Below are 17345 nucleotides of genomic sequence, written 5' to 3' on the forward strand. Positions count from 1 at the left end.
CCATGATCTTGCTCGCGTCAATTCTGGCGCCGCTCCTGCTCGGCTTGGCCGTCCTCCACATGCGCAAACCGCGTTACGAGGTCCGTCGTATCTCGGCGGCGCGGTTCTTCGACGACCTGGCCCCGACGGACAGTGCCCTCACCCAATGGCAGTGGCGCAACCCCCTGAAATCACCGCCGTTCCTCCTCCAAGCCGCGTGCCTGATCCTGATCGGCGCGGCCGTCTTCAGTGAAAATGCGGTTTGGTACACCGTGGAGGAACCTGGTCAACGGCGCCTGTGGGTGTGGGTCGACACCTCCTCCAGCATGGCGACGCGAATAAATGACGAAACCATGTTGGACCGGGTAGCGGCGGCTTGGCGCGATCAAAACCACCGACTCGAACAACAGGATTACACCTGGCGCTTCCGACTGACGGCATTTGACAGCACCCAACGCGATTTCGGCGAAGATTTGGACGCCGCCGGGTTGTCGCGCGGACTTGCCGAACTCGGGGCCCGCCCGCTCGCCACCGATGTCACCCTCCCCCTGCGCGCCCTCGAACAAACCGAAACCGACGGCGGGCTGCTCCTGATTTACAGCGACCAACCCGCCCCCGCTTGGCTCGCCCAACTCCCCCGTCAGCGCATCGTCTGGCATGACGTGAGCACGCCTGTCGCCAACCACGGCTTTAGCGCGGTCCAGGCCGTCGACAACCCCTTCCAAGAAAGCGGTGCCCTCGTCCAAGTCAGCGCCCGCCAAGTCGGCCCCGCGGTGAACGTGCGCCTGGACATGCGCAAACGCGACGGCTCCTGGCAAGACAACCAACCCATCACCTTTAAAGACGGGCGTTTCACCACCTTGTTCCGTCCACCCACCCCCGGTGCCTATGACCTGGAAATCGTCCCCAACGACGCCTATCCCGCCGATAACTACCTGGTGTTCCAAGTTCCCGAGACGCTCGGGTTCAGCGTCGATTGGCGCCATCCCAACCGCGATTGGTTGGCCCTCCTCGGCTGGCGCCACCAAGCGGAAGGCGCCGTGTTTAGCGTCGTCTCCCCCGCCCAGGCCGACAGCCTGCCACCCGATCAACCGCGTCTGATCGTCGGCCCCGGTTTCACCTCCACGCCCAGCCGCATCGGCCACTTCCGCGAGGGTTCCCCACTCCTGGCCCAAGCCAATTTGGACGTGGCCGAAACCCTTGGCGTTGCACCGGTTACCACCCCGGCACCCCTGTTGCCAATCCTCGCGGACGTCGACGGCCGGCCCTGGCTGGCACGGGGTGCGCACCCGCCCGCCGTGTACATCGCCGGTTTTCCCCACGGGCAAGGCGACCAAGCACGCCTGACCACCCTGCTCTGGTTTAACGCCGTGCAAAACCTGCTCGGCAGCCGCGCCACCGCGCCCCTGTTCCAAACCACCGATGCAACGACGCCCTCCGTGGAAACCCAAACACCGCCCTTCCGCCTCGATTTCCATCCGGCCGAGGGCAACAGCTTTAAAGCCAACCAATCCTACCGTCGCGACTTGCTCGACGCCCCCGAGGCGGCCGAGGCAACGGCCACCCGTGCGGTCGCCTGGTGGTCGTGGCTGATCGCGGCCGCCCTGCTGATCTTTTTCGCGGAACGGGTGCTGTTTTTGATTGGGGGCCCGGCATGGCGCTGAGCTGGCAAACACCCGCCTGGTGGGCGTTCCTCCTGCTTGCCGGCTTGGGGTTCCTGGCCCTGCTGTACCTCGTCACCTGGTTCAGCCCGCGGCGCACCCTGTTGGGCGCCTCCCCGCCGGTGCGCCTTGCGGTCCTTGCGCTGAATCTGGCCGCCTTCGCCTGCCTTGCGCTCAGCCTGTTCCAACCGCGCATGGTCCCAACCATCGACAGCGCCCAACACCACCTCACCCTGCTCATCGACGCTTCAAACAGCATGCTGCGCACGCCCGGCGGTTGGCCCGCCCTACGCGACGATTTGGTCGCCAAAAGCACCGCGCTGGTCGACAGGCTCCCCAAGATTCAGCGCGAGGATGCCGTCTTTTCGCTGGCTAGCTTCGGGGCCGGCACACGCACCCACACCGAGGCCGTCCCAATCGAGGAACTACCCGACACCCTGCGCAACCTGCGCCGCGCTGACTTGGCCGCCCCGCGCGCCTCGCACCTGGACGCGGGCCTGGACCACGCGCTCAACCTGGGCGTCGACCACAACGCCCGCGCCATACTGCTCTACAGCGACGGGTTCCCCACGCGCCAGGGAACCATTGACCCAGCCCGCCGCGCCACCCAGGTGGCCGTACCGATCCATACCTGGACCCCACCCGGCGCCCAACCCGAACTGGCCGTCCGCGATCTCTACCTGCCGCCCGTCATCGCCGAGAAGGTGCCGACCCACCTGCGCGCCAACCTGCGCAACCAACGGCGCACGGCGGCAGACACCACCGTGACCCTGCGCGGTTATTTCGGCGAAGACAGCGTGCGCGAGGCCGGCACCGAGACCCAGGTCCCCGCCGACGGCTGGGGCCGCTTGCGCGTGCCCATGGCGTTCCGACGCCGCGGCGTGCATTACGTCGACCTCACCTTAAGCGATGCCGACGGTAAAGAAACCCACCACCGCCGCGTATTCGCCCAGGTCACCCGCCCGCCCAAGTACCTGGCGGTCGGCGGCGACAACCGTTGGGTCGAAGCCTTTCCCCCGGATCGCGGTTGGGTCGAACCCATTCAGGCCGAGGCCTTGACCACCGACATCGACCTCACCGATTTCGACGCAATCATCATCAACGACGTGGTGGCGGGACAGTTCCCGCGCGGCGCGCTAAAGCGCATCGCGGATGCTGTCCAACGGCAGGGCTTGGGTTTGTTTTTCATCAACGGCGATCATGCCGGCGCCGAGGACTTGGAAGCCACCGCCATTATGAGTTACAGCGAAACCCCCATCGAACCGCTTCTGCCCGTTTCCACCGAACCCCGACCGCAACTTCCCGAATTCTCCGAACGCCACATCGTCATGATGGTAGACGCCTCTGGTTCCATGGGCGGCCCGCGCTTGAAAACCGCGCAAGCGCTGATGGGGTACATCGTGCGCGACCTGCTCGGCAGAAGTGACCGGCTGGATTTGATCGCCTTCAACACCGAGGCCTACCACCTCGTCGACAACAAACTCATGACGCCCGACAACAAACGCCAAGCGCTTTACCAGATCAACGGCATCGAACCCACCGGCGGCACCGACCCCAGGCTTGCGCTCAAACTCATCGCCGACCGGCAGTTCAGCAATTGCGGGTTGATCTTCATTTCCGACGGTTTTTTCGCGCCCGTGGATTACCGACCCGACTGCCGACCGACCGTGTTCGGGATCGGCCAAAGCAAACACAGCATCAGCCCCTCGCTGCAAAAAATCGCCGATCCCATCCCCGTACCCATCGGAACCTTGCCGGGCAGCTTGGAAATTCCGTTTTTCGACCCGGAGGAGCGCCCGCATTTCTATGAGCGAGAACCCTTTGTTCCGCAACGCCTCGATTTCATGATCAACCAGGCCGACCGCCTGCCCATGCCGCGCGGACCGCTGCCGGGAAATGCCATTACCAAGGTACGGCCCGAGGCCGCGCTGATTGCGATCCGTCCCAAATTCACCGACCCCGTGCTGGCTTATGTCACCCGTGCGTTGGGCACCATCGGCGCCTTCACCTCGGCTTTGCCACCCGCGCGCCGCGGTGAAACCCCGCCCTGGGTCGATTGGTTCGAGCGCGTGCTGCCTTTTGCCGCCTTTAACCGCTACCACATCGCCGTGCAGGAACGGGGCGACACCCTTGTCGTCGAACTCAATCTGTTGGCCGCCGGCGGCATCGCGCCGCGCGTCAGCAGTGTGGATTTGCAATGGCGCGACCGTCGCGGCTTTGTCCAAATCCTGACCACGCGCAAGGGCGACCGCGTCGGCCAATTCATCGGCACCCTGGAACCCCGCCGTGAGCCGGACCGTCTGGAGGGCATGCTGGAAATTCGCGAGCAAGGCGCCGACGCCCTGCCGCGTGTACAACGCCTGGCGATGCGGTTGCCGCGGGCCGGCACCACGCCGCGACCCGGCGGTCGTGAGGCCGAACATTTCGGGGTCAATCACGCCTTACTCGACGCCTTGCGCGGCGCCGGCGGCGGTACAAACCTCGACGAAAACGGGACACCTTTTGTTGACAGAAGTCGCACCGCGCCGCCGGGCCGGGACCTGCGCCACTTTTTTTGGCTGGCGGCCTGCCTGCTGTACGGCGCCGCCGTTGCAGTTCGGCGTTTGGCCGGGCAGCGTTCCCAGGTGAAGCCCTCACATTCTTGACAAATGTCTGACAATCCAAAGCCGAACCTGTGTTTTGATGTTCCCCTGCCGGACTTTTGCGATGCGATCCCTTCTGGCCGATCCATCGCGGCTTCCTCGTCTTAACTCGCATTTCTCACAAGGAGTTCTGCTACGAAGCTGAAATCCTTGTGAGAAATGCGTGTTAACCCACCGGCCTCTCGGCCTCGGTTCCACCGCGCGCCGCCCCATCGCCACGCTATTTCTGTTAGGAGTTACCTACATGCGTCCCAACCTCGCGGTCCAAGTCGGCCTGATCCTCGCTATTGCTCTGCTCGGCGGCATCGCCAACAACCTCCTGCGCCCCAAAACCACGATTGAATGGGTTCGCGCCTGGCCCGACTACGCGGGGATTGCGCCCGGCAAGGAAACCGCCCCCGCGCCAACCGCGGCGCCCGAGAAAGCCGCGGCAACCCCCATCCTTGACGCCGGCGATCCCGGTGAAACCGCCGCCTTTGTCACCGAAAACACCGGCATCACCGACATTGACCTGACCCGTGCCTACCAAATTTTCCAACACGCCGCCGACTTCACCCTGTGGATTGACGCCCGTGACCAGGAACTTTTTAACAAAGGCCACATCGTCGGCGCCGAACAGCTCCATCTCTACGAAAAACACCAATACCTCGACGCCGTACTCGCCAAGATCGAGGAAAAACAGCCCGCCGCGCTGGTGGTTTACTGCAAGGGCAAGGAATGCACCGATTCTCACCACCTCGCCCAAGATCTTCAGGGAATGGGCTTTAACAACATCCTGGTCTACAAAGACGGCTTTGACGATTGGTACAAAGCCGGTTTGCCGATTGAAGGAGAAATGGCCGGCGCCGCACCCGAACCTCAGACACCCACCACGACCACGCCCTCCGGCGCACGCGCGGACAGCGCGGATCCCGGTCAAATCGCCGAACTGGTCACCACCAACAACGGCATCACCGACATCAGCTTACAGCAGGCGCGCGACATCCATGCCCACGCCGCCGATTTCACCCTATGGATCGACGCCCGCGATCAGACCCTGTACGACAAAGGCCACATCAGCGGCGCCCACCTGCTTCACCTCTACGAAAAACACCAATACCTCGACACCGTACTCGCCGAAATCGAAGCCAAGCAACCCGCCGCCCTGATCGTGTATTGCAAGGGCAAGGAATGCACCGATTCCCACCACCTCGCCCAAGACCTTCAGGGCATGGGTTTTAACAACATCTTTGTCTTTAAAGACGGTTTCGACGATTGGTACAAGGCAGGTTTGCCGATTGAGGGCGAACTCGCCGCCGGCACCGTCGGCGCTGCAGCGACCACAACGTCGACCCCGGCCGCCGACGACGCCGACCCCGGTCAGGTCGCCGCGTTGGTCACCACCAACAGCGGCATCACCGACATCAGCTTAAAACAGGCGCGCGACATCCACACCCACGCCGCCGATTTCACCCTGTGGATCGACGCCCGCGACCAGGGCCTCTACGATAAAGGCCACATTAGCGGCGCCCACCTGCTCCACCTCTACGAAAAAAGCCAATACCTCGAACCCGTGCTCGCCGAGATCGAAGCCAAGCAACCCGCCGCCCTGATCGTGTATTGCAAGGGCAAGGAATGCACTGATTCCCACCATCTCGCCCAAGACCTCCAGGGCATGGGCTTCAACAACATTTTTGTTTTTAAAGACGGGTTCGACGATTGGTACAAAGCCGGTTATCCCATTGAAGGCGAACTTGCCTCGGCCGCACCGGCAACCGCCGCCGCGGGCACGGGCGTCGCCCAGGTCGAAAGGCCGCCGTTGGAAGAAGTAAAACCGCCCGGCATGTACCTGGAACACGTCATCCGCGACATGCTCCCCTTTGTGGTGGGCATCCTGCTGCTGGTGTTCTGGCGTCGCTTAATCGACCAAAAACCCGCCGTCTGGTTTGCCTGCTGGTTCGTCGGTGCCTTTTTCATCTGGGCCGCCTTACCGAAAATCGGCAACCCCTTCCTGTTCGCCAAGGACATTTGGAACTACGACATCGCGCCCTCGGCCCTCATCAACATTTCAGCGCTGTGGTTGCCCATGCTCGAGCTCCTCGCCGCGCTGGCGGTGATGACCGGCGTCCTGCGCCGAGGCGGCGGTTTGATCATCAGCGGCCTGCTGGTCATTTTCATCGTGGCCGTCAGCTTTAACGTCCTGCGCGGCCACGAATTCAACTGCGGCTGCACCAGCACCGCCACCCTGATCACCGACACCTACCTCGCCGGCTGGAACGACAAATACATGCTCATCCTGCGCGACGTCGGCCTGATGGTGATGTCGGCCATGGCCGTCTTCCACCGCCCCGGCAAAACCACCGATTAAGGAACATTAAAGAAGAGGTGACCTTCTCCCCTCAGATCATGATGCTGACTTGAAAAAAATTTTGAATGGCTCAAAGGTTATCAAGCTTAATCCCCATGATGCCCTTCGTGTTTGTTCGGTTGAAAATCGCGTTCCCCAAATCTGCGCGTCCCAAATCACAACCTTCTAAATTGGCGTCTGTGAAATTTACTTTTTTTAGGTTCGATTTACTAAAATCAGAACCTGATAAATCTGCGCCTGAGAAGTTAACTCCCTCAAGATTCGCTCCCTTGAAATTCACATTACTAGCTTCACAGCACGAAAAGTCAGACCCATTTAGATTTATACCGGAGAAATCAGCTTCATGAAGTATTGCATCACGAAAGTCTGCATCTTCAAGAATACAATCTAGAAACTTAGACTCACATAGATCCGCAGATAAGAAGCTTGAATTCGATAGATCCGTTCTTGTTACTTCAATATTTACAAGATCGGCGCAGCTCAGATCTGATTTTGATGCGTTACAGTCCCGTAACTCAGCACTCGATAATATCGACAAATAAAACTGAGAGCCGATCAAATTTGAGCCAAAAATCTTTACCTTCTTAAAATTTGAAAAATCTAAAGTTGATCCAACAAAGGAACAATACCGAAAGCAAGATCCCTCGAAATCTGTTAGACTCAAATCGCAAACAGTAAAGCTAACTCCAGTAAACACACATTCAACGAGATGCCCTTCTACCATCGAGTTACCATTAAACAGGCATTTTAGCATCTGCCCTCTGGCTAGTTGGACACCATTCATCGAGGAGTCAATAAACTCAGAAAACTCTAGTTTGCTTTCTGAGAACTCAACACCAGAAAGGTTACAGCTTATAAACTTGGAATATGCCATATCTATCCCCTTAGCTAATGAGTTTTGTAAGCTAATATTGGACAAGGTATACTCAAAGAACCTAGACCCATTTATATTCACACCGTTTAAATCATCATCATCCAAGTCTCTAGATTCTAACCCTTCCTCCAATATCCCTTTGGCAACCAAGTACTTATTCGGAATCTTTGTAGAGTCACTAACAATCACACCGTACAACATTGATTGGAACAAATCCGAACCGGTGAGGTCTGTTCCCGACAGGTCAGCCCTAGATAAATCTAAACCTCTCAGTTTAACCTTCTGCAGGAAGAGATTACTCAAATCTACCTCGAATAAATTTTCAGATATCTCTTCATTATTCAACATCCTCCAGGCCAAAAAATATTTATTTTCCAATAAAGTTTTTTCATTAATTTTTACTCCCGTAAGATCCACTTGATCTAAATTTGCTCGTGTCAAGTTAGCACCACATAAATTGGAGGACCGAAGATTTGCATCTTGAAGGTTTGCTTCAACAAGATTAGTTAAAGATAGATCAGCCTCTAGCAAATTAGCCTCAATTAGTGTTGCCTTTGTTAAGTTAGAGTTCTTAAAGTTGGCCTTCGGCAGATGAGACCAGCCGAGGTTAGCATAGCTCAAATCCACGCCTTCTAAGTTTCTTCCTGAAACCGAGTGACTATTAATGTCGTGGACAAGAGTCCATTTTGGATCCAAATTTTTTATCTTCCCTACTGGTAAGCCTCTCATATATGCACCATCAAGAATAGCACCTTTAAGATCAGACTCTTCCAATTCAACTCTATCCAGCATCGCATAAGAAAGGTCTGTACCCCTTAGATTGCAACCAATCATTGACGCACAAGTTAAGTCAGCCTCCGCCAGATTGCATTCTCTAAAGTCGTGACCATCTAACTTTACACGCTTCAATGATAGCCCCTTGAAGCATTGGATTTCTGCGCCCAGCAGGAACCTAACCATTAAATCACTAGGTTCTTCCCACGCCACATTTATACCCAAAACAACTCCATGCACAGTTAGAAATTCTTGAAAACTTCGATGTGCAAATCGGAACAAACCAAAAGAATCTCTATTTAGAAGTGAGCGTCCTCCAATACTTACCCTATTAACTTGTTCGGCCAAATCGCAATCAATCAAGATAGAGTCTAAGCTTTCCTGAGAGACGGCCAGACGCTTATTTTCCTGAAACCAATGAGCAAGATGTACACAGGCGAGTAGAAGTTTTTCAGAATCAATACCATTTCGTTTCTCACAACTTTCCCGCTGCAGCCACCCAGTGACTACAGCCATGTAAATTTTATACAAGTTACCACCCACATCATGTTTAATAATATCATCAATGTAGGTCAGCAATAGAGGTCGCGATCTTAGATCTGGGATTTTCATCAAAGCTCGCGCAGCGCTAACAAGTTTGTAATTTTGCGAAAACAAAAGTTTTTCAGGCAAACTACGCGGAAATCTCTTCTTAATATATTCTTCTGCTTGATCATCACTAAAAGGTGATATGTAAAGAACACCACAAGAATGGCTACCAAGACTAATCTGATCCTGTCGAGGAAAAACCTCTGTTTTACCCAAAGGTAAAAATTGGTTTCGACATGTAATAACAACGCGATAACAGCCTTTAGTTGCATTTAACAGATCCACTATTCTACCTTCTATATCATCAAACGATGACACATCTTCATCTAAGGCATCAAGCAAAAGAACCGTTCGCGCCCTACCTTTAAGTTTTTTAATCCGATCAATTGAATCCTTACTTATTTTCAAAGGAACACATTTATAATTCTTAGGCCATAGTGAATTTATCTCGGCGATTTTCATCATAGCCAATAAAGATGTTTTTCCCATTCCTGCATCAGCTAACAAAAACAGAACCCTTGCTCCATGCCTATCTTTTTTCACACGAATAAATTCCTCAAGAGCACAATAAGCACTCTCCTTAAAGCCTTTTTTGTATTCATTATCTGGATCAGCAGGGTTTATCAGTTGTAGATCGGGTTCTACAAAAAACGGAACTATGTCATGGGGACTCATAAGTAACTCTTCACTGATAGAATCAAAGCCTCGCTCTTTACTTTCCACTTTCTTTGCGTAAATTTTCACCAACTTATCTACCCATTTTACTGGCCATTTAAAAACCGACGGCCCAACATCCATCAATTACCTCCTACTTAAATGTTGCCGAACACCCAAATCAAGACCCACACTGTTACGAAGCTTTCTAAAATCATTTGCGCTAAACAGTGCTCAACCGGACCAAATAAAAATAGGCAACACCAAAAACCACCACACAAGTCACTCTAACAACCTAAAAAACATACACTTACCACAAAAGGCCTTATTCGACACTTCAGCGCTGTGGTTGCCCATGCTCGAGCTCCTGGCCGCGCTGGCGGTGATGACCGGCGTCTTGCGCCGAGGCGGCGATTTGATCATCAGCGGCCTGCTGGTCATTTTCATCGTGGCCGTCAGCTTTAACGTCCTGCGCGGCCACGAATTCAACTGCGGCTGCACCAGCACCGACACCTACCTCGCCGGCTGGAACGACAAATACATGCTCATTCTGCGCGACATCGGTCTGATGGTGATGTCGGCCATGGCCGTCTTCCACCGCCCCGGCAAAACCACCGATTAGAACCGTTTTCGAGACAACCTTTCCTGAACCGGCCGGGGCGAATGCAGCAGCGTTCGCCCCGGCCGATTTCATTTAACCCGCATTTCTCACAAGGCTTTCTGCTTCTCGCGACGGTTCCTTGTGAGAATCGCGGGTTAACCCAACCCAAAACAGCCGACTTTGAAACGAAACAGCCACCGGTTCGATTTCCCAAGTCATTTCCTGAAGCCGTGTTCAATAAAAAGCCTTTTCAACAACCAAACGTGAAAACTCTGTGAGGAATCGAAACCGTTGAGGGCCAACACACCCGCCGCTTTTCCACAGGTTTTCCACAGGAGCGCCGGCATTGAAGCACAACCGAGGTTCATTTTCGCCGCTACCTTAGCGAAAATCACGTGTCAAGCAGAAAACCCTTGGGCGCCTAAGGAAAATTCTTGCACAAAAACGTGTGTAAAGTGGAGTCAAGCCGGTCCCCCCAACGCTTTCGGTCAAATTTTCTCAGTTTATCCACAAGGTTTTCCACAGGTTCTGTGGAACCTTCAACAAAAACCGAGGACCGCCGACAAGCACCTACCAGTGTCAACCTAAAACGATGGCTTTTTCAGGACCTACTGCCCAGAAGCAAAGTCCTAGACCGCCCATTCGTCGAAATACCGCGTGGATAGGCCCAAAACGGGCCACGCGCTTGGTTCTTGGGGTGCCGGTGGTAAGATGGCACCACTTATTTTTCGTGAGACGTTTGCGCCGATCCGCCGCTCAAGATTGGGTTTCGCGCATTGCGTTTCCTTTTAGAGGGGATTTATGTTTCAACCATGCGTCGTTTCTTCTTTGGTCGGGCCGTCAACGGTTCGCCGTGTTTTGCCCAAGCTCGTCGTGGGTTTGTTTCTTTTCATGGCCGGCCTGGGTTTCGCCACCGAACCCCGCGCCGACAAATCGCATCGCGGTCCCTTTTGGGAAGGCCGGGTGCCCGCTTCTTTTGAAGAGATCGGCATCGAACAAAGCGGTGCCACCGGTGGCAAACTCACCTTTGAGGGCATCGAGGTGGCCTGGGTGTTCCACGCCAACCAACACCTTCAGTTCTACACCAGCCGCGGGAAAAAATCGCTGATCGCTACCGATACCCAGCTTCATATCCATCCCGACCTCAGCAAGGTGGCCATGCGCGGTGACGTCACCGGGGACGGCAAACCCGAGCTGATTCTGATGGCCCATGTTCCGGCTCGCGAAGGCGATCCGTTCGGGCAAATTCGTTGCGCGGTCTTCCAATTCAGCGAACAGGGCGCCGTCGCCCAAGTCGTTTACCTGACCACCGCCGACCATCGCTTGCCGATTTTTGCCGACCTCAACAAAAACGGCGACGTCGAATGGGTTCAGGCCATCGTTCAACCGGACGAGAAGGAACCCAGCCTGAAAATCGGCGCGCTGTGGTTTACTTCAACGCTGACCCAAGCCACGCCGCTGCAACTCTCCCAGGAACAGCAAAAGAAATACCCCAAGATTACCGGTGGCTTGCAGTACGACACCGAATACGCGACCTTTAACCGCTTTGAGGTACCTGCCGGGCGATAACACATCGAAGCGGCCCAGGCCGCTTCGTTTAAATCAAACCGGGCGGTAATTGGTTGCGCAAGGCTTCCATTTCACCGTCCGTCGGTTTCCAGTGGAGTCTGGCCAGGCAGCGTTGGGCGATGCGGTTGCTGACGTAAACCACGTTGTTCCCGCCGCTGACCTGGGCTTGGATCCCTTCGTAACTCATCATCGCCAGGCGGTTGAGGAAATCGCGATCATGAAAACCCTCTTCGTCGAAACGCAGGGTGAAAAATTCCATGTGGGAAACTGAAATCGGGCGTCGGTCAAGGAAGAGTAGAAAGAGGTGGGCATAGCGAATGGTGTTGTCCGCGTAACAGGGACAGGATTCTTTACCGTCGTAAATTCGTTCAAAACGTTTGTTGGGGATCCGTTGAATGCCTTGCGACTCGTCGAAAAAGAAAACCCGTCTGCCAAAACCCACGACACGCCTCCCGGACCAAGAACTGAACACAAAAGGCGTGTCGGCATCGCCTTCGCCAACCTGTAATTTTTAAAGCACTCGACAGAAATGCGGCCACAACAAGTTTCACACCCTGGTCACAAATTATAGAAGATTCAACTTTAACACAATCCAAACCCAGTGCTTTGCGTCGCAAAAAATCCAGCCTACGAAGCCGCGGCCACCAAGCGATCTACGCGAGGAAACAGACCTGAGTGCTCACAAAAAAAGAGCCGTTTTCACCGCGCAAGCGGGAAAACGGCGAAACCCGGAAGGAACAGGTGCCGGGCAGGGTGGATGAAAAGAGGGCGCTCGCCGCGATGCATCAGCGGCAACGCGGGTTAAGAATCGGTTGGTTTGTCTTCGGCCGCGCGCTGCTCCGGTTGCCTCGGCGGTTTGGGTTTCCGGCGCAGAAACCAATTATCACGGCGGCGAAGGGTTAAACGCTGTCGGCGACGAATGTGGGACGGGGGCGAAACACGCATGCGACGGCCTCCTTGGTTTAGCCGGTAATACGAGCGTGGGTTAGACGAACGTAGATTAGACGAGTGCGCGATCCTCGCTATACCAGGCGGCACACAGATCGCGAATCGCCTGCTCGGCTTGGTCGAACCGGGGTTCTAATTCCTCGGGCGGGAACATGTCGGTACCTTGGACCGAAATGACCTCGCTTTGATCAAAACCCACGAAGCGGCACAGGATGTTTTGCAATTTAAAGCAGTGGTCCAGTTCGGCGGCGTCACTGCCTTCCTCGTAAACCCCGCCGCTGGTGATTAAGGCCAGGGCGCGTTTGCCACCCAGGAGACCGCGGTAGTTGAACCCTTCGAGGTCGAAGGTCTCCCCTTTGATAATGACGGCGTCGAAAAAAGCCTTCACGATGGCGGGCATGCTGTAGTTGTGCATAGGGTAAGCAAACACCACGCGATCAGCCGCGCGCAGCAAGCTCAGGAAGTGGTCGTTTTTACCAATCACGGCGCGTTCGTCCGCGTTCAGGGATTCGCCCAGATAGCTGCGTTTAAACAGAATCGCTTTCACATCACTGGTCATGAAGTTGGGTGGGTTTTGCAACAGGTCAAGCGTCACCACGGTGCCGGTCACATGCTTCAGGAAGGCTTGGCGTAAACGGCGCGTTCGTGAGGTTTCGCCAGAGGGCAGATACTGAATGATCAATGTGTTCATGGTTCACCTTTTCTTGGGCTTGTTCGGCAGGGGTGCCGCCGTGCACCGGCCCCGCCCCTCCAGCAGAGGACGGCGCGGGCGACACCCCGTTCGAAGGTTTTGCGGCGTTACTCGAGTTCGGTCCCGTTTACGAGGAAACTCATGTGGATGTGGTTGATGGTACCCGCGAAGGTACCGGCAAAGGGCAGATTGGTTTGGGTGCCGTAGAGGCTGTGGTTGGAATGGTAGGTAATGTCGATGATTAACATCCGCGCGGGATTGGTTTCATCGTCGTAGCAGAAGTTGAGCGAACGCTTGTAACGGGCGTCGCCGTTTTCGTCGGTGACCACCGCGTTGGGCACGCCGCCGAGGGGAACCGCAACCGGACCTTGCGCGCTCATGAACACGGCGCTCACGGTGTACAAGCCGTTGGGCACCAGGTTCTTCAACTTGATGTCCACGCTGGAGCCCGCGTCGGTGCAACGCAAGGTCGCCATGCCGGAAGCTTCCTGCCATTTTTTGATGGTGATGTCGCCGTTGGAAGCCGCGCGGCTGTAGTCCAACATGCCGGCGTCGGCAATGTCGGGCAGCGGCACGGCCACCTGACCGGCGGGATCGACAATCACGCCGACGCCGCGCAAGGGACGGTTCAGTTCACTATCGGGAACCACATCGCCTTCAATCCCGAACAACGACAGAAACACGGGATCCACGTAGGTAGCGAGTTTGTTGTCACAATGGGTTTTGCTGGTCAGTGGTAAGGGTTCCAGGCCGTCGGGGTTGTACACGCCCAAGGTTTCGAAACCGAGCGTGCCGAAACCCTCGCCCAGATCCCAAATGGGTTCACCGAAGGCGCGGTTGACCCCGGTGACCACGGTACCGTCAATCACCATGGTTGCGCGTTTGGCAACTTCCTCACCGGCCACGAGCATTGCACTGAACAGGGACATCAAAATCATGAACTTAGTTTTCACCACCCACCTCCGCGGAAATGTTGAATTTTTTGGTATCGGCGACCTTGTTGTTGTGGTCGTCGCCGTCGTAGCTACCGTCAGCATCACGGTCCAAGCCGATGCGCACCTCGGTCCCCTTGGGCACCAAGGTGAAGGTCACGGGATAGTTGCGCTTGGCCTGGCCGAGCAAGTAGTTGAGGTTCACGGCGGCGCCGTGTTGGTCACCGTAGAACTGGCCGTTGCGGTAGACGTAACCGTGGTCCGGGGTACGCACCACCAGACCGACGCGTTCGCGTTTGGCCTCGCTCAGCATCAGCGTCAGGTAGGCGTTTTCTTTGGTCGATGGTTTGTCCGAATGCACGGTCACCTGTTTGCCGACCCCGGCGTGGCTGTCTTGGCTGAGTGATCCCGGGGGCGCGTCCAAACCGATGCCGGTAGATTGCGGCAGGTCGGAACCGGCGAAACTCATCAAGAAGGCGATCACGTCGGCCTTGTCCTGGTTGTTGGTGAAGAGGAACAAGTCGGAGCTCAGGATTTGTGCCATCGACCACACGGCGCCGTCGTGGCTAAAGCCGAAACCGCGCGTGTTTTCGGTGCGGTGGAACTCCATACCGACTTTCTCGTACATGTTGCGCAGTTGCGGCACCTTGATGGTGACGTTGGATTGGCCGTCACCGGAAACCAAACCATGGCGGGCAAAGCCGTCGTCGTTGCCGTGGAAATCCACGTACTCCTGGCCGTCGAACACCTTGGGGGTGGCCAAACCGGTGGGCAGCGAGTGGCAGTTGTTACAAGACAAGCCGAAGACTGCCAGACGGTTGGGCGCCTGGAAGAGTTCCAAACCGCGTTTGGCGTTGCCGACCGGCAGGGGCAGACCCGGTTCGCCCAAGCGTCTGGTGGTCAGTTGACCGGTCAACGGCAGGCTGGTGGGCAGGCTGTTGTCGATGCCGCGGTAGGGGTTGGGTGGGAAGTGCAGGGTGGCCAGGAAGTCGGAGAACTCTTGCATCTCCTCCTCTGAGATTTGGGTACCCCCCTGCAGGTTTTCAAAGGCGCCGTTGAATTGGGCCAAACTGTCTTTATCACCGCGCCAGTGGAGCGGTTCTTTGCCGATGATGTCCTGCAAGGTCTGGGTCACCATCGGGCCTTTCATGGGGTGGTGATCAGCAAAAAGCTGCGACAGCACGGGGTGCCCAAAACCGAGGTTTTGGTGGTCCACTGCTTCCATTTCGCCGCCGGGATCACCGAGATCCCAAGCCAAACCGTCGGCACGACCGTCGACGTGGCAGGAACCACAGGAGGCGATGCCGAGACCGGAGTTTTTAAAGGTGTCGTAGAGGTGCTTGCGGCCTTTTTTGATGGCAATCGGGGTCGGATCAAAAAAGGCAACGCGGTTGATTTCCTCGCGGGACAAGGTATCCACCACGGAAATGCTCGCGTCGAAGCGGTTGAGCACGTAAAGCCGTGGTTTGGTGCGGTCCAACACCAGGCCGGTGGGGCCTTCGCCGACGGCAACCACATCCTCACAGTGATCGCGACCGCCATCCTCACTCATGACCACGACGTTGTTAGAACCCAAGCCGGCGACGTACGCTTTCTCGCCTTTTTTGTCCCAAACCACCGCGCGGGGATCACCGACCGACTGCCTGCGTTGATCGACGGGTACGCTGGTGGTGGTGTAATCGAGGTGGGGGTTGAGGTCTTGGATGTCGGTGCGGTTGGCGGCGGGATCATAGGTCGCCATATTAACGCGCAAGAACACGCCGTTGAGCACGGGCTCGTAGCGCACCTCGTTGCGTGCATCGGTGCCGACCACGGTCACTTTGCCGTTGACCGGATTGACCCCAAGCGCCATGTTGATGTTCATCAGACGATCGACGTAAGACACGGTGTTGTAACGGGTGTCGAGCACAACCAAATCGTGGTCGAGCACGTCCCAACCGGGAATACGGCCGCTTTTTTCGGCGTTGGCGCCGCTGACAAAATCGGTCCAGTCTTTGCCGTTATCGTCACGCCAACTGCCGTGTTCGTCTTTTTTGACGATAATCCCCACGGGCGGTGCCGGCGGCAGCTCGGGGTTCATCTGTGGCGCAAAACGGTCGCCGTTGTTGGGGTACGGGTTCATCCCGCCGTTGGGGTTCTCGGGATCGTTGGCGCCCTGGGGAAAAGGCGGCACGCCGAACAAACCCAAAAAACCACCCGAAACCAAGGTGGACCCGTTGCCGGATTCAAACACGGCGGTGTACACCGTCATGCCGTCGGGACTCACCGCCATCGCGCGCGGGTCCTCGCCTTTGACGGGGATGCGCAGCGGGGCGTTCTCGAGTTTCTCGGGGCGGAATACCATAATGGTGTTGGCCTGAGAACAACTCACATAGGCTTTTTGGGGATGCCCGGCAAAAACCACGTCGGCCGGTTCATCATCGGTTTGTAAGGTCTCGGTGACCATCATCTTTTGCAGATCGACAATGCTAACCGAGTCGGAAATATGGTTTACAACCCAAGCTTCTTTGTTGTTGCGCACGCGAACGGAAACGGGATCAAGCCCGACCGGGATCGAGCCAAGCGCGCGCAGACTGGGTAACTGAAACACTTCTAAACGATTGTCGGCGGTGTTTACCGCCAGTAACAAGCGACCATCGGGCGTTCGGTCCATGGGATGAACATGGGGGCTTTCCCAGTTCACCAGACCCAACCCGTCCCCGGCCGTCAACGGGCCGGCGAGCAAAACCAAGGTCGCGAGAAACAATCCAAGGGTGGTGTACTTCTGGTTCACGACAACATCCTTCGTCCAATATCATTCACCCGCCCGGCCGGTGTCCGCCCCAGGCGTCCGAACCACGTTTTCCCTAAGGGTCTAATATGGCGCGGGACGCCGTGCCGGGAGCGGGGCACAACGCGATCTTCCGTTTCGCGGCGGCGTCCATCAGGAAGCCTTGGCGAAGCGCCGATCTGCTTTGCGCCCTACCCGGTGTCCGACACGGACGACCGACCTTGTTGCGGGGGCATACTACCTTCTGTTGTTGATAAGGATTGATGGGGTTATGGCGATGCAGGAAGGATGACGACGATTGGCAGGCGATGTACC

At 56.4% G+C, this 17345-nt stretch carries 10 protein-coding genes; 5 read left to right on the top strand and 5 right to left on the bottom strand.

Translation table 11 applies throughout. The features are described from left to right. Nucleotides 1–2 precede the first annotated feature (2 nt). The 3 genes from J3U88_RS19025 to J3U88_RS19035 all read left to right on the top strand — a co-directional run bounded on the left by J3U88_RS19025 (nt 3) and on the right by J3U88_RS19035 (nt 6629). Complete coding sequence (locus J3U88_RS19025) at nt 3–1643, top strand: BatA domain-containing protein (protein WP_207860529.1); 1641 nt, start codon at nt 3–5, stop codon at nt 1641–1643. Then, on the top strand, nt 1634–4285 hold the full coding sequence (locus J3U88_RS19030) for a vWA domain-containing protein (protein WP_207860530.1): 2652 nt from the start codon (nt 1634–1636) through the stop codon (nt 4283–4285). The genes J3U88_RS19025 and J3U88_RS19030 overlap by 10 nt, the downstream gene beginning before the upstream one ends. Nucleotides 4286–4526: 241 nt before the next feature. After that, entirely contained in the window at nt 4527–6629 is a 2103-nt protein-coding gene (locus tag J3U88_RS19035) for a rhodanese-like domain-containing protein (protein ID WP_207860531.1), read from the top strand. 70 nt (nt 6630–6699) lie between these two features. On the opposite strand, the gene J3U88_RS19040 is transcribed toward J3U88_RS19035, so the two are convergent. After that, complete coding sequence (locus tag J3U88_RS19040; protein ID WP_207860532.1) at nt 6700–9663, bottom strand: pentapeptide repeat-containing protein; 2964 nt, start codon at nt 9661–9663, stop codon at nt 6700–6702. A gap of 109 nt (nt 9664–9772) precedes the next feature. Here J3U88_RS19040 and J3U88_RS34700 point away from each other — a divergent pair, with 109 nt between their 5' ends. Then, nucleotides 9773–10141 carry a MauE/DoxX family redox-associated membrane protein gene (locus J3U88_RS34700; protein ID WP_341535189.1) on the top strand — a complete coding sequence of 123 codons (369 nt, stop codon included), beginning with the start codon at nt 9773–9775 and terminating at the stop codon, nt 10139–10141. Nucleotides 10142–10921: 780 nt separating this feature from the next. Beyond that, nucleotides 10922–11689, top strand: coding sequence for a hypothetical protein (locus J3U88_RS19050; protein ID WP_207860533.1), 768 nt, complete (start codon nt 10922–10924; stop codon nt 11687–11689). A gap of 28 nt (nt 11690–11717) precedes the next feature. On the opposite strand, the gene J3U88_RS19055 is transcribed toward J3U88_RS19050, so the two are convergent. From J3U88_RS19055 to J3U88_RS19070, 4 genes are all read right to left on the bottom strand, one after another. Further along, nucleotides 11718–12131, bottom strand: coding sequence for a hypothetical protein (locus tag J3U88_RS19055; protein WP_207860534.1), 414 nt, complete (start codon nt 12129–12131; stop codon nt 11718–11720). Between the two features lie 558 nt (nt 12132–12689). Continuing rightward, on the bottom strand, nt 12690–13328 hold the full coding sequence (locus J3U88_RS19060; RefSeq protein WP_207860535.1) for an FMN-dependent NADH-azoreductase: 639 nt from the start codon (nt 13326–13328) through the stop codon (nt 12690–12692). A gap of 107 nt (nt 13329–13435) precedes the next feature. Beyond that, the gene (locus tag J3U88_RS19065) at nt 13436–14281 is read right to left on the bottom strand and encodes a hypothetical protein (protein ID WP_207860536.1); all 846 of its coding nucleotides are present in this window, start codon (nt 14279–14281) and stop codon (nt 13436–13438) included. Then, nucleotides 14271–17033, bottom strand: a complete 2763-nt coding sequence (locus tag J3U88_RS19070; RefSeq protein ID WP_207860537.1) for a beta-propeller fold lactonase family protein — start codon at nt 17031–17033, stop codon at nt 14271–14273. Before J3U88_RS19070 ends, J3U88_RS19065 begins: the two co-directional genes overlap by 11 nt. Nucleotides 17034–17345: the final 312 nt, after the last annotated feature.

The organism is Acanthopleuribacter pedis, from assembly GCF_017377855.1.
In the GTDB taxonomy this organism is placed as follows: Bacteria; Acidobacteriota; Holophagae; order Acanthopleuribacterales; family Acanthopleuribacteraceae; genus Acanthopleuribacter; species Acanthopleuribacter pedis.